Below are 13,343 nucleotides of genomic sequence, written 5' to 3' on the forward strand. Positions count from 1 at the left end.
TTAGAGGAATACATAGACTATTACAATAATAAGAGGATTAAGTGTAAACTAAAAGGGACTGAGCCCGGTTCAATACCGGATTCAGTCCCAAGGAGTAGCTTAATTAAACTGTCTAACATTTGGGGTTCAGTTCATTACCGGCTCTTTTGTTTTTATCCTGCCATATCGTTTTTGATCTTTTCCTTTTCACTCCATATTTCTCCCGAAACCTCTCCCCACGCCTCAGAGTAATCTTTTAATTTATCTGCCAAAATGCGGATATCCGTATCGTCGTGCTCCTGCGTATTGTGCGCCCCTGATTCGATGACAATATCCCTCAGCATCTCGGGATTATCTATCAAAGGACACGGCCTCAGCAAATTTGTGTTAAAAGGCTGTCTCTTTTGATAAGACCTAAATATAGGTGTTTTTAGAGCTTCTTTTAAACTCATATCCTTTATATTGTCGTTGGCATAATGGATAAAAGCACATGGTTCAATATCGCCCATGGCATTTATATGGAAATACCGCCTTCCACCTGCTATGCAGCCATTGCTGGCCTCGCCGTCATTCCAGAAGTCCACCACAAACAACGGCTTTGTAGCCCTTATCTGGTTTACTCTTTCGTACATGTACTTTCTCTGCTCAGGGGTTGCCATAAATTCCAGGTCAGATTCAGCGCCCACAGGTATATACGTGAAATACCAACCAAATCTCGCTCCTTTTTCTATCATAAGGTCTATGAACTCATCGCTAGCCACCTCTTCTGTATTAAGCCTCGTATATGTAGTAGAAAATCCAAATACAGCGCCTTTTTCTCTCATTATGTCCATGGCCCTCATGACTTTCTGGAAAACCCCTTTTCCACGCCTGTAATCCGTAGACTCCTCAAGGCCATCTATGCTCACTGCTACCGTGACATTGCCCAATTTCACCATCTTATCTGCAAAATCTTCATCAATCAGCGTGCCATTGGTAAACAGATGGAACACCATGTCATTGTGCTTTTCTGCTAATTTGAATATATCATCCTTTCTGACCGTTGGTTCCCCACCTGATAGCACTATGAAGTATATCCCTAGTTCTTTAGCTTCCGTGCATATTCGATCCATGAGATCAAAGCTCAATTGATGAGCTCTAGTATAATCTCCTGCCCAACACCCTTTGCACCTCAAATTACAGGCCTCTGTGGGATCCATCAAAATCGCCCACGGAACACCTACTCCCAGTTCCTTTTCAGCTTCCTGTTGCTTGGGAACCCCGTAAAGCGTAGCATTAACGAAAAAATTTATGCCCATTCGCTTGATCACATTGGGGTGGATGTCTCTAAAAATACCCATAGTAAAATGATGCCAGTTGCTATTCTTGTCTAGCACATATCGCTCCACGCTCTCAGCCAGCTTTTTATGGTTGGGATTTATCGCCAATCGCCGGCCAAAAGCCATAATGTTGGCCAAATTCTTTTCAGGATTCCTTTCCAGGTAACTTATAAGTCCACTTACAGCAGTTTCCTGCAAGTACTGTTTTAAAGGTTTCACGAAGATCCCTCCTCATTAAATTGTACATCATACAGGTTGGGCTTTAGATTTCTTGTATAAACTCTCCATAAAATTAGCTATCACCATATCAGCGCTCTTCAATATATCCAGTATGCGCTTATCATGGATGTAATAGTAAATATTTCTACCTTCTTGCCTGCTCTCAAGGATGCCCCAATCCTTTAGGCACCTTAGGTGCCCGGAGATATTTGACTGAGTACCACCGATTTCTGCCACCAGCTCAGACACGGTCTTTTCACGCTTTTTCAGAGCCTCAATTATTGAAAGCCTCGTGGAATCAGAAAAACCTTTAAATAACCTGACTTTTAATTCCTTAATATCTGGCATATCCTTTCCTCCATTTATCCTCCTAAACCCTTGTCCAAAAAAACAAATCAAGGGGAGGTGTGCAGTTCTGCATCAAGCCTTTGTGGAACTGGTATTTGAAGATGAGTCCTTGGCTATTAAATCCCAAATAAAATTAAATATTACCGAGCCAATAAGTCCAGCAATGACGTTATATGATGCCAACATCCACCCCCAGTTCCCCAACACCAGGTCTCCTACCCATGCGCCTAAAAGGGCAGCAATGAGTATCGACCAATAGCCACCGTATTTAAACGTCTTCCCTTTAAAGAAAATAGGATTAAATACCAAACTTACTATCACACCCACGACTATCAAGACAATCCAATACATTTGACTATCCCCCTTTGAAAATTATTTGTAACTGCTTCCACCTCTCCTTGCATTTATATTATATTGATAAGTATATGAATATATAACTATATAACGATGTATTTTGATATAAAATCAATTTTATGGTAACATAAAAAAAAGAGAATGTCAACATCCTTCATACGATCTTTTCGTAATCCTTAGCCTGTTGCGCAGCACTTAAAACATCGTCAATACTTCCCTTTATCGATGCTTCCATAACAGCCGCCACCGCACCTTCCAAAAACGGGCAATCAGCTATTTTCACCTTTTCTCTCTTTTTTTCATCTTCTATCATATCTATAGCCATTTGAGCGCTTACAATGGCACTTCCTATATCTGTTATAACTACAACACCATCATCGTTATAGACTTCTTGTATAGCACCGTATATTTTTTTTGCATCAGTGCCCAGGGAGTCATCCTCCAATCCTCCCACAGCAACAACTTTCACCGGATTCTTCACCATATCATTCAGCAAATCCAGTAAACCCTCAGCTATTTTTTTACTATGTGACACGAGAACTACATTTACCATGGCTATCCCTCTCTTAAATATGTTGTAATATATTATACCATATTTTTCTCAAGACTAACAAACATCATCCGTAGCAATCACATCCACACCTGTGCCCAATATGTCGCTCAAAACCACATCTCCTAATTTCAAAGGTGGCTTTACTTTCACTTGGGCCAACTGATCCATTGCTTTAAGTATCAATTCCTTTGGAATAGGCCTTTGAGTCCTAACTGGAAGGGGCCTTGTTCTACCCTCCACCAACACTACCGTGGTAAGCATCCTGACCGGATGTACGGCCTCCTGCCTGGCATAGTCAAACCCTCTCTTGCATTTATAGCCTTTTACTTCAAGGTCATCTCCCTCTCCAGTCACCTTAAGCCTGCAGCCCTGAGGGCATCCAATACATATAAAATTTTTACTGCTCATTATTCTCCACCTCCACAACAAGGGAGCCTTTAAGATCTCTTATATCCGACCTCTTTACTTTTAATATCTGCATTTCCCCCGGCGTCAGATAGCTCCTCTTAAAACGCCTTATGACTTTATCCCCGCTTTTTAGCACGATATACCTGTTTTCAAAAATACCTGTAACCCTCATGCTCAGCGTTATATCCCCTTCCCCATCAGCGGATATTTTCTGGGGAACTACATATCTTATCCCACTGCCTACTCGCACATCAACGTAATCATGGGACCTCGCAAGCTTACCCATGGCATAGAGCGCCGCGCTTTTGCCTGCCACCCTGCTCTCTTTTGTCACATTGTCCACCAAATCGTGAACCTGAAGGACATTTCCGCAGGCAAATATGCCATCAACGGATGTATGCATATACTCATCCACCACGGCACCCCCAGTTATCCTATCCAGTCTTACATTGGCTTTTTTTGAAAGCTCATTCTCCGGAATTAAACCTACTGACAAAAGCAAAGTATCACAACTTATAAATCTCTCAGTGCCTACAATAGGTCTTCTGCTTTCGTCGACGCGGGCTATCGTCACACCTTCTACCCTTTTTTTGCCGTGTACTTCAGTGACAGTATGATTTAAAAGCAGGGGTATGTCAAAGTCATTAAGGCATTGCACGATATTCCTTGTAAGCCCTGTGGAATAAGGCATGATTTCAAGGACGCACTTTACCAGCGCCCCTTCCAGCGTCAATCTCCTGGCCATAATGAGCCCGATATCCCCTGATCCCAATATTACCACTTCTCTGCCAGGCATGTATCCTTCTATGTTTATAAATCTCTGGGCAGTTCCTGCCGTGTAAACGCCAGCAGGCCGGGAACCCGGAATGCCTATCGCTCCTCTGGTCCTTTCCCTGCAACCCATAGCCAGGACCACAGATTTAGCCTTTATACCCAATACACCTTCTGCGCTGTTTACCGCATATACATTTTTCTCTGGAGTTATATCCAACACCATCGTATTTAATTTAACGTCAATAGATCTAGCTCTTACTTGTTCAATAAACCTATGGGCGTACTCAGGCCCTGTAAGCTCTTCTCCGAATTCGTGCAGGCCAAATCCATTGTGAATACATTGCCTGAGAATTCCTCCCAGTTCGCTATCCCTTTCCAGTATCAAAACCCTGGCACCTTCATCATGGGCTTGCACAGCTGCACCAAGGCCGGCCGGCCCTCCGCCAACTATCACCACGTCGTATTCAAGCATTCAATTCACTCCTTTGGACTTTCCTTTGCTTTTTTATCCTGCCCACAAGCATAAAAGACCCATCGCCGCTTTTTGTCACCTCATCCATAGGTATGTTAAGTTCCCGCGATAAAATCTCTATAACCCTTGGGGTGCAAAATCCCCCTTGGCATCTTCCCATACCGGCCCTAGTCCTCCTCTTTACAGCATCTATGCTTCTCGCCCCTCTTTTTATAGAATCTACAATTTCCCCTTCCGTCACGGTTTCGCACCTACATATAACTCTCCCATACCTGGGATCCTTTTTTACCAACTCCGCCCGGTCCTCAAGGCTCAACTCCCTAAATCGAACTACAGATCGCCTTTCAACGAAATCCCTTTTAGGCACCAGCCTAAGCCCTGCTTGACCCAAGATCTTTCGAACCTCAACGGCAATAGCAGGAGCAGCAGTAAGACCAGGCGACTCTATCCCTGCAGCATTTACAAAACCACGGACCTTTAAAGACTCTCTTATTATGAAATCTCCAATTAATGGTACCGCCCTTATTCCCGCAAAATTTGTGATTCTTTCCCTCAAATCAAAAACCGGAATACTCTTTCTGGCACCTGACACCACCGCATCCAGTCCTGCCTGCGTGGTTATATCATTTTCTTTATCCGGAATATCTACAGCATTAGGGCCTATTAGCAGGTTTCCATCTACCGTAGGGCTTACCAATATGCCCTTGCCATACCTGGACGGGGTCTGAAAAACCACGTGGTTCACGATATGTCCTTGAGATTTGTCTAATAAAACGTATTCTCCCCTCCTAGGTATAATATTTAACTCCTCTGCACCGGCCAGTCTGCTTATCTCATCAGCATACATACCCGCCGCATTTATTACATAACGGGCTTTAAAGGCACCTGAAGTTGTCTCTACGATAAAGCAATCTTCTTTTGTTATAGATAAGACCTTGCTTTCAAATGAGAATTCTACGCCGTTATCCCTGGCATTTTCGTAAAATGCTATAGTAGCTTCATAAGGGCATATTATTCCCGCTGAAGGAGCATAAAGAGCCGCAACAGCATCTTCACTTACGTTAGGCTCCATTTCTTTTAATTCGTCCCGTTCCACGATCCTCATTCCTATAACACCATTGCGCTCTCCTCGCGCATACAGCTCCTTCAACACTTCCCGATCATGGTAGTCAAAGGCCAATACCAGTGATCCTATTCTCTTAAAAGGTATGTCGAGTTTCTCCGACAAATCACCATACATGGCGTTACCCATTACATTTAGTCTGGCTTTTAAAGAACCCGGCAGCGGATCATAACCTGCGTGCACTATACCGCTATTGGCTTTACTGGCACCACCTGCAGCCACGTCTTCTTCTTTTTCTATCAGCACCACCGATACATCGTACTTTGATAATTCCCGGGCAATAGCACACCCTGTTATACCGCCGCCGATTATAGCAACGTCGTACATAAAAACACCTCTATTCATAGCTAGATTGCCCATTTTCTGGACCTTTCTACAGCTCTTTTCCACCCATTTATCGCCTTAGCCTTATCGAAATTTACATCGGGCTTAAATACCTTATCCACCTGGTCCAACCCTTTTAACGCGCCAAAATCCCAGATGCCAGCTGTTATCCCCGCTACATATGCGGCTCCCCGCGCTGTGGTTTCCTTATCTTTTGACCTCACCACATCAACTCCCAGTATATCCGATTGGAATTGCATAAGAAAATTGTTAGCGCTGGCACCTCCGTCGACCTTAAGAGATTTTATAGCAAAACCAGTATTTTGCTTTACCTCTTCAAATACATCGTACACCTGGTAAGCCATGGATTCAAGAGCTGCCCTGGCGATGTGCGCTTTTGTAGTACCCCTCGTTATCCCAACGATCAATCCTCTGGCGTGCATATCCCAATAGGGAGCACCCAACCCGGCAAAAGCCGGCACTATATAAAGCCCTCCATTATCATGAATTTGCAAGGCCAGCTCCTCTGACTCCTCTGCACTTCGCAAAATACCCATCTGATCCCTCAACCACTGTATTAAAGCACCGCTTACAAACACACTGCCTTCTATAGCATAGGTGACTTTTCCATCTATGCTCCAAGCAATAGTATTTAAAAGCCCTGAAGGGGCCCTCACATAATCTTTCGTGTTAATCAACATAAAACTACCTGTCCCATAGGTGTTTTTAGCTTCCCCTTTTTCAAAACAACAATGCCCAAACAGCGATGCCTGCTGATCCCCTACGATACCGCCTATCAGCACAAACCCACCTAAAACGTCGGTATAGCCCACTCTGGCTGCCGAATCCGTCACCTCAGGAAGCATACAAGGAGGTATTTTAAAGTAATCAAGCAAACCTTTGTCCCATTTCAAATCCCTTATGTTATACAGCATGGTGCGGGACGCATTGGTATGATCAGTTATATGTACCTTGCCTCCTGTGAGCTTCCAAACCAGATAGGAATCAACAGTACCTGCTAACAACTGTCCTTTTGCAGCCCTATCTGTTACCCCCGGAACATTGTCAAGAATCCACTTTATCTTGGTAGCAGAAAAGTAAGCATCGACTTGAAGACCCGTCTTTTCAAAAATTTCCACTGACATGCCATCAGATTTAACCTTTTCACATATATCCGTTGTCCTGCGACACTGCCACACTATAGCATCGTACACCGGAATGCCTGTGCTTTTGTCCCACACCACAACGGTCTCCCTTTGATTGGCAATTCCGATAGCAGCCACATCAGAAGCGGTGAGCGCCGCCTTATCCGCAAGCTCTCTTAAAGCGTTTACCGCCTGTGCGTATATTTCTTCTGCATCTTGCTGTACCCATCCAGGTCTTGGGGTTTTTATCCTTATCGGCCTGGACGCTGATTCCAAGGCTTTCCCATTTCTATCGTACAGGATAGCGCGCACACTGGTAGTTCCTGCATCAAGAGCTATTACGTACATAAAATCTCCCCCTTAAACGATTGTATGATATTTTATCACGCCAAGTCAAGCCTTTTTGCCTCTACATTGTAATCAAAAAGAGGGTAGAGCTTTTTGCTCTACCCTACTTACCTAAGAGGCTAGATTATCTAAACATTTGACAGTTTCTCTATCCCTATTTTAATCCGCCTTAAAGTCTCCTCTTTACCTAAAAGGCTGCTAAGCTCTATGGCGCCTCCCGGAGTAAACTGTTTCCCTGAAACCGCCGTCCTCACAGGCCATAGCACCTGTCCATTTTTAACACCCAGCTCCGCGATTAACTTAAACAAAGCCTCGTGAATGTGTTCATCATCCCATTTATCTACGCCTTGCAAAGCCTCGTATGCTTTCTTCAGGTACTCCAGTGAATTATTAAGGTCTGTGCGCATCTTCTTATTCGCGTACATATTCACATCATAATCAGGCAATTCTTCTATAAAGTCTATATTGTCAGGTATTTCCCCAAGAACCTCTGTCCTAGTTTGAAGTAATCTGCTCAATTTCATATAGTCAATATCCTGTCTCTTAATTGCTTTTTTATAATACGGCATCGCAAGCTCGTTAAACTCCTCTAGGCTCATACTCCTTATATACTCTCCGTTCATCCATCTCAATTTGTTTATGTCAAAAACAGCAGGCGATTTACTCAACCCTTCTATGGAAAATCTCTGCTTAAGCTCCTCAAGGGTGAAAATCTCTTCATCGGTTCCCGGGCTCCAGCCCAAAAGCGCAATATAGTTTATAATCGCCTCTTTAAGATACCCTTTATTATAGAAATCCTCGAAAGAAGCATCCCCTTCCCTTTTGCTTAATTTACCGCCATGGGGTTTCATTATCAGCGGCAGATGTATATAAGTGGGTATTTCCCACCCAAAAGCCTTATAAAGGAGATTGTACTTAGGCGTAGAGGAAAGGTACTCACTGCCTCTTACCACATGGGTTATCTTCATCAGGTGATCATCTACCACATTGGCAAAATTATAAGTGGGCATCCCGTCTGACTTTATCAATATGTTATCGTCCAGAGAGTCATTGGATACCGTTATAGTTCCAAAGACTTCATCGTGAAAACTAGTGGTCCCGGTAGCGGGAATCTTCTGCCTTATCACATACTGCTCTCCTCTTTTTATCCTCTCTTCAGCCTCTTCCCTGCTGATATTTCTGCAATGTCCATCGTATTTAAAAGGAATTCCCTTTCGCTCGCATTCTTGTCGCAGCGCGTCTAACCGCTCTTTTGAGCAAAAGCAATAATAAGCCCCACCTATATCAATTAATTTTTTTGCATATTGGCTGTATATCTCTCTTCTCTGGCTTTGCACATAAGGCCCGTAAGGACCTCCTATATCTGGCCCCTCGTCGTGTTGCAGTCCAACCAGTTTCAATGTATTGTAAATAACGTCAATAGCCCCTTCTACATATCGCTCCTGATCGGTGTCCTCAATGCGGAGTATAAACTTGCCATTGTTCTTTTTGGCAATCAGATAGGCGTAAAGCGCCGTTCTAAGGTTGCCAATGTGCATATACCCCGTTGGACTTGGTGCAAATCTCGTTCTAACCTCCGTCATTTATAATCCTCCCTAACATTTTTACCTTAAATAGATTATACATTATACAAACAATCAAATGCAACTTTTTCAGCCAGTATTCAAAGGTTTAATCAGGTTTAATTTTGCGAAAGGGTATTGCATTCTACCAAAAACCATGCTATAATATCATCTGTCGGCGGATGAGACGCCATGAGATAGTGCGGGATTGTGTAACGGTAGCACGCATGACTCTGGATCATGCTGTCTAGGTTCGAATCCTAGTCCCGCAGCTTTACGGCCCTATCGTCTAGCGGCCTAGGACGCCGCCCTCTCACGGCGGAAACTGGGGTTCGATTCCCCATAGGGCTAAGATATAAAAGACCTCCTGAGTTAGGAGGTCTTTTTATTAGCTTTTTTATCTTATTGTAATTGATCTAGGCTTTTGAAAACATATCCCTGTTGTTTTATGCTCTTTATAATCTTATCTAAGGCTTCAGTGTCGTCCTTGGAAACAGCATGGAGCAGTATAATAGCGCCAGGGTGCATGTATTTCATTACAGTATTGTAGCTCTCTTCAGGACCACCTGGCAACGGTTGCCAATCAGCAAGGGCCAGGCTCCAAAAGACCGTTTTATAGCCCAGTTCACTGGTATAAGCCAGTGTGCGCTCATTGAACTCTCCTTTAGGCGGCCTCATATATATCATTTTGTAATGGGTCAGATTGTATACAGCTTCCTGAACTCCGTCCAGCTCCTGCTTTATTTTCTCATTGCTTATAGTAGGCATACTGGGATGGTTGACCGTGTGATTACCCACAATATGCCCTTCCTTTACCATGCGAATTACCAGTTCGGGGTTAGTCTTTACAAAGTGCCCTGTGACAAAGAAAGCCGCTTTTACGCCGTTGTCCTTAAGTATATCCAAAATGCGACCTGTATTGCCTGCTTCATAGCCTTCATCAAAAGTAAGGTATACCTCCTTTTTAGCGGTATTACCTATATAATAGCCGTTGTACTTTTTGAGCATTTCAACCCAGCTACTAGGGACTTCAGGAGGTTTCTGATCCGTGTTCTGCTTTAAGCCCCAGCCAATTATTTTATTGTCGTATCCCGGCTGAGCTGCTGCCTCGCCGATTTTAACGGGTTTAGTCTCCTCATTAGTCTTTTCATTTGTTTGTTCAGCCGTTTTTTCAGGCACTTTACTTTCATTGGATATACGGTGACTCTCACTTCTCTGAATACTATCATTTGCTGATTCTTGCTGAGTTTTTTCTTTCTGGGGATAAACTTTTGTCACCTTGGGCTTTGTACTAAAACTACACCCTGCAGCGATGAAAATTATTACAGCTATAGCCAGCGACAAAATCTTTTTCAACGCATCACCCCCTCAGTATAAGGTCACAATACTATTGTAACCATTATACTGAAATATAAAGGCCCTTGTTTCACATGGAACATTTTTACAATAACGGCATATCTTTGTAAAGCGGGTACGCATTGCATAGAGATTTTACCATAGACTTAGCTTTTTCCGCATCAAATTCAGGCCTGAGTACTATATCTATGATATCAGCTATAATCCTCATATCATCTTCTTTCATGCCTCTAGTAGTAACTGCCGGCGTTCCCAATCTAAGTCCACTGGTTATATTCGGTTTTTGTGGATCAAAAGGTATAGCATTTTTATTGACGGTTATACCTACTTCATCTAATCTTTTTTCAGCCTCTTTACCAGTTATGCCCCTGTTTCTCAAATCCACCAACATCAAGTGATTGTCAGTTCCCCCTGAGACCAGGTTAAACCCCCTTTCCATAAGGGCTTGAGATAATGCCTTAGCATTTTTGACAATCTGACGTTGATACGCCTTGAATTCATCGGATAAAGCCTCTTTAAAGCATACAGCTTTTGCAGCGATGACATGCATCAACGGTCCCCCTTGCAGGCCAGGAAAAACCGCCTTATTTATAGCCTTAGCAAATTCCTCTTTTGCTAGAATCGCTCCTCCTCTAGGCCCCCTGAGAGTCTTGTGGGTTGTGGTAGTTACAAATTGAGCGTATTCTACCGGATTTGGATGTAGACCTGCGGCAACCAGACCCGCTATATGCGCCATATCTACCATCAAATACGCACCGCATTCATCAGCTATCTCCCTAAACCTCTTAAAATCAATTATTCTGGGATAGGCGCTGGCACCAGCTACGATAAGCCTGGGCCTATATTTAAGAGCTATCTCCCTTACCTCATCGTAATTTATATAACCGTTCTCGTCTACGCCATAAGCAACAAAGTTGTAATATTGCCCAGATATGTTCACAGGACTTCCATGGGTAAGATGTCCTCCATGGGCCAGGCTCATGCCCATGACCGTATCGCCTGGCTTTAACACCGCAAAATACACCGCCTCATTAGCCTGAGCACCCGAATGAGGCTGTACATTGGCATATTCAGCTCCATATAGCTCTTTAAGTCTTTTTATCGCCAGCTCTTCCACGATGTCCACGTATTCACATCCACCATAATACCTTTTGCCTGGATAGCCTTCTGCATACTTATTGGTCAGCGGAGTTCCCATCGCCTCCATGACAGCACGGCTTACGAAATTTTCTGACGCTATTAATTCGATTTTATTTCTCTGCCTGTCCAGCTCTTTTAAAATCGCATCAGCTATTTCAGGATCGGTATCCCTGATTACGGCTATCTCCATAACCTGTCCCCTTTCTCGTTATAACTGGATTGCATCTATTATACCATATATAAAAAGGATATCGCAATTGTAAGTGCCACACATATGCCCCTTCTTATGAAAACGGTATTGTTAATTTTTTGTGAACAATTGTAGAAGAATGTTGATAAACTGCATAAAATGTTGTATATTATAAATCGGTCAATACATTGACTCCCCCTTTAATATAAACAAATCTAATCTATAATAGGGCTCTGTACTCTACAGAGCCCCGATTTTTTGCCTTTTAACCTATCACTTTTTTTATGACTTCTAGCCAGTTTTGGTACATGATTTTACTCACATCCTCATCAGTATAACCTCTTTTTTTGAGCAAAAACGGAATTTCACCCACATCTTCCATGGTCATTCCATAAGGAAAGTCACAGCCATCGTAATCAGACCCCAATGCCACGTGATCTATACCCATAAGATTTACAGCGTAGTCTATGTGGTTCACTACGTCTTCAAGTGAAGCCTTGCCATCGCTTAAAAACACATCAGCGTAGGTTATGCCCATGACGCCACCGCGCTGAGCCAAAGCCTTCATCTGATCATCGTCTAAATTTCGCCTATGGGAACATAAAGCCTTACAGTTAGAATGAGAAGCGATCACAGGAGCCGAAGATACATTGAGAACATCCCAAAAGCCCTTTACGCTGAGATGGGACACATCCACCAACATGCCAAGCCTATTCATCTCCTTTACAACCTCTTGGCCAAAACGGGTTAACCCACCTCCGGCTTCTTCCCCTATACCATCGGCTATCTCGTTTCTCCCATTCCACGTAAGCGTCATGGATCTGACTCCGAGCCTGTAATAAGCCCTGAGAAGCGAAAGACTGCCTTCAAGGGCTTCTCCACCCTCTATAGACAGCATGCACGCAACCTTATTATCTTTTAAAGCTCTTTCAAAGTCTCTATATGAAACAGCAAAGATCAGCCTTTGGTCAAGTTCCACAGCGCGGTAAAGAATATCTATCATCTCCAGCGCCTTAACCGAAAAGTCCTTTCTATAAGACGGATTCATGAATACAGCAAAAACCTGACCTTTTATCCCCCAGCGCACCATATCATCGCTCTTTATCGACTTCTCACCATCTAAAACCTTGGTCAAGGTATCGCAGTGAAAATCTATAATCATCTAACTCCCCCTTTTATTTCACCAACTCAAAAAACCTCTTTCTCATATTCTCATCGGTGTTAAAAATTCCCCTGGTAGCTACTGTCACAGTCGTAGAACCCGGCCTTTTCACACCCCTCATGCTCATGCAAAGGTGCTCCGCTTCCAGCATGACAATAACGCCTTTGGGCTTTAACCGCTGTTCCAGGGAATCAGCTATCATCTTGGTCATGCGCTCTTGCAGCTGCAATCTCTTGCTGACCACATCGACCAGACGTGCTATCTTGCTCAGGCCTATTATTTTTCCATCGGGAAGATAGCCTACGTGAGCTCTGCCAAAAAAAGGCACCATATGGTGTTCACACATAGAATAAAACCTTATATCTTTTACAATGACCAATTCGTTGTGCTCCTCGCGAAAAACAGCTGTCAGTACCTCTTTAGGATCCGCACCTATGCCTGAGAAAATCTCCTTATACATCCTGTATACCCTATCAGGGGTATCCTTTAAACCTTCTCTATCAGGATCCTCGCCTATCTCTTCTAATATTACCCTTATCGCCTCTTTTATCTTTTCCTCATTCAATC

14 protein-coding genes and 2 tRNA genes are annotated in these 13,343 nt (G+C 43.4%); 3 read left to right on the forward strand and 13 right to left on the reverse strand.

Annotated features, from left to right (window positions below):
• On the forward strand, positions 1–231 hold a 231-nt coding region (locus CALPO_RS15210), incomplete at its 5' end, for an IS3 family transposase (RefSeq protein WP_407638206.1).
• On the opposite strand, the gene CALPO_RS0104125 is transcribed toward CALPO_RS15210, so the two are convergent.
• The 9 genes from CALPO_RS0104125 to gltX form a co-directional block, all read right to left on the reverse strand.
• The gene (locus CALPO_RS0104125) at positions 153–1,517 is read right to left on the reverse strand and encodes a radical SAM protein (RefSeq protein ID WP_245589882.1); all 1,365 of its coding nucleotides are present in this window, start codon (positions 1,515–1,517) and stop codon (positions 153–155) included. The two genes, CALPO_RS15210 and CALPO_RS0104125, sit on opposite strands and share 79 nt — an antisense overlap.
• A 27-nt stretch (positions 1,518–1,544) precedes the next feature.
• A complete protein-coding gene (locus CALPO_RS0104130) occupies positions 1,545–1,865 on the reverse strand; it encodes an ArsR/SmtB family transcription factor (protein ID WP_026486200.1) in 321 nt (106 codons plus the stop codon).
• Between the two features lie 72 nt (positions 1,866–1,937).
• Positions 1,938–2,216: a hypothetical protein gene (locus CALPO_RS0104135; RefSeq protein ID WP_026486201.1), complete on the reverse strand. Its 279-nt coding sequence runs from the start codon at positions 2,214–2,216 to the stop codon at positions 1,938–1,940.
• Between the two features lie 157 nt (positions 2,217–2,373).
• On the reverse strand, positions 2,374–2,772 hold the full coding sequence (gene dhaM, locus CALPO_RS0104140; protein WP_026486202.1) for a dihydroxyacetone kinase phosphoryl donor subunit DhaM: 399 nt from the start codon (positions 2,770–2,772) through the stop codon (positions 2,374–2,376).
• Positions 2,773–2,826: 54 nt separating this feature from the next.
• Positions 2,827–3,180 (reverse strand): DUF1667 domain-containing protein, encoded by a 354-nt coding sequence (locus tag CALPO_RS0104145; protein WP_026486203.1) that lies wholly within the window; start codon positions 3,178–3,180, stop codon positions 2,827–2,829.
• Positions 3,170–4,426 (reverse strand): NAD(P)/FAD-dependent oxidoreductase, encoded by a 1,257-nt coding sequence (locus CALPO_RS0104150; RefSeq protein WP_026486204.1) that lies wholly within the window; start codon positions 4,424–4,426, stop codon positions 3,170–3,172. Before CALPO_RS0104150 ends, CALPO_RS0104145 begins: the two co-directional genes overlap by 11 nt.
• Positions 4,419–5,876, reverse strand: a complete 1,458-nt coding sequence (locus CALPO_RS0104155; protein WP_026486205.1) for an NAD(P)/FAD-dependent oxidoreductase — start codon at positions 5,874–5,876, stop codon at positions 4,419–4,421. The genes CALPO_RS0104150 and CALPO_RS0104155 overlap by 8 nt, the downstream gene beginning before the upstream one ends.
• 20 nt (positions 5,877–5,896) lie before the next feature.
• On the reverse strand, positions 5,897–7,366 hold the full coding sequence (glpK, locus tag CALPO_RS0104160; RefSeq protein WP_026486206.1) for a glycerol kinase GlpK: 1,470 nt from the start codon (positions 7,364–7,366) through the stop codon (positions 5,897–5,899).
• A gap of 128 nt (positions 7,367–7,494) precedes the next feature.
• Entirely contained in the window at positions 7,495–8,949 is a 1,455-nt protein-coding gene (gene gltX / locus CALPO_RS0104165; RefSeq protein ID WP_026486207.1) for a glutamate--tRNA ligase, read from the reverse strand.
• Between the two features lie 180 nt (positions 8,950–9,129).
• On the opposite strand from gltX, the gene CALPO_RS0104170 reads away from it, so the two are divergent.
• Together CALPO_RS0104170 and CALPO_RS0104175 are read left to right on the forward strand one after the other, a co-directional pair.
• A tRNA-Gln gene (locus CALPO_RS0104170) sits at positions 9,130–9,200 on the forward strand.
• 6 nt (positions 9,201–9,206) lie between these two features.
• Positions 9,207–9,279 (forward strand) — tRNA-Glu (locus CALPO_RS0104175).
• Positions 9,280–9,330: 51 nt separating this feature from the next.
• Here the strand turns inward: CALPO_RS0104175 and pdaA are convergent.
• From pdaA to folE, 4 genes are all read right to left on the reverse strand, one after another.
• Positions 9,331–10,284 (reverse strand): delta-lactam-biosynthetic de-N-acetylase, encoded by a 954-nt coding sequence (gene pdaA / locus CALPO_RS0104180; RefSeq protein WP_026486208.1) that lies wholly within the window; start codon positions 10,282–10,284, stop codon positions 9,331–9,333.
• Positions 10,285–10,369: 85 nt separating this feature from the next.
• Complete coding sequence (locus tag CALPO_RS0104185; RefSeq protein WP_026486209.1) at positions 10,370–11,614, reverse strand: serine hydroxymethyltransferase; 1,245 nt, start codon at positions 11,612–11,614, stop codon at positions 10,370–10,372.
• Positions 11,615–11,879: 265 nt separating this feature from the next.
• Complete coding sequence (locus CALPO_RS0104190) at positions 11,880–12,776, reverse strand: dipeptidase (protein ID WP_026486210.1); 897 nt, start codon at positions 12,774–12,776, stop codon at positions 11,880–11,882.
• Positions 12,777–12,789: 13 nt separating this feature from the next.
• Positions 12,790–13,341, reverse strand: coding sequence for a GTP cyclohydrolase I FolE (gene folE, locus CALPO_RS0104195; protein ID WP_026486211.1), 552 nt, complete (start codon positions 13,339–13,341; stop codon positions 12,790–12,792).
• Positions 13,342–13,343: the final 2 nt, after the last annotated feature.

Origin of the sequence: Caldanaerobius polysaccharolyticus DSM 13641 (genome assembly GCF_000427425.1) — a bacterium.
In the GTDB taxonomy this organism is placed as follows: domain Bacteria; phylum Bacillota; class Thermoanaerobacteria; order Thermoanaerobacterales; family Caldanaerobiaceae; genus Caldanaerobius; species Caldanaerobius polysaccharolyticus.

Coding starts and splice junctions, on each gene's coding strand:
- CALPO_RS0104130 (WP_026486200.1), bottom strand. CDS start 1,865: ATGCCAGATATTAAGGAATTAAAAGTCAGGTTATTTAAAGGTTTTTCT.
- CALPO_RS0104135 (WP_026486201.1), bottom strand. CDS start 2,216: ATGTATTGGATTGTCTTGATAGTCGTGGGTGTGATAGTAAGTTTGGTA.
- dhaM (WP_026486202.1), bottom strand. CDS start 2,772: ATGGTAAATGTAGTTCTCGTGTCACATAGTAAAAAAATAGCTGAGGGT.
- CALPO_RS0104145 (WP_026486203.1), bottom strand. CDS start 3,180: ATGAGCAGTAAAAATTTTATATGTATTGGATGCCCTCAGGGCTGCAGG.
- CALPO_RS0104150 (WP_026486204.1), bottom strand. CDS start 4,426: ATGCTTGAATACGACGTGGTGATAGTTGGCGGAGGGCCGGCCGGCCTT.
- CALPO_RS0104155 (WP_026486205.1), bottom strand. CDS start 5,876: ATGTACGACGTTGCTATAATCGGCGGCGGTATAACAGGGTGTGCTATT.
- glpK (WP_026486206.1), bottom strand. CDS start 7,366: ATGTACGTAATAGCTCTTGATGCAGGAACTACCAGTGTGCGCGCTATC.
- gltX (WP_026486207.1), bottom strand. CDS start 8,949: ATGACGGAGGTTAGAACGAGATTTGCACCAAGTCCAACGGGGTATATG.
- CALPO_RS0104185 (WP_026486209.1), bottom strand. CDS start 11,614: ATGGAGATAGCCGTAATCAGGGATACCGATCCTGAAATAGCTGATGCG.
- CALPO_RS0104190 (WP_026486210.1), bottom strand. CDS start 12,776: ATGATTATAGATTTTCACTGCGATACCTTGACCAAGGTTTTAGATGGT.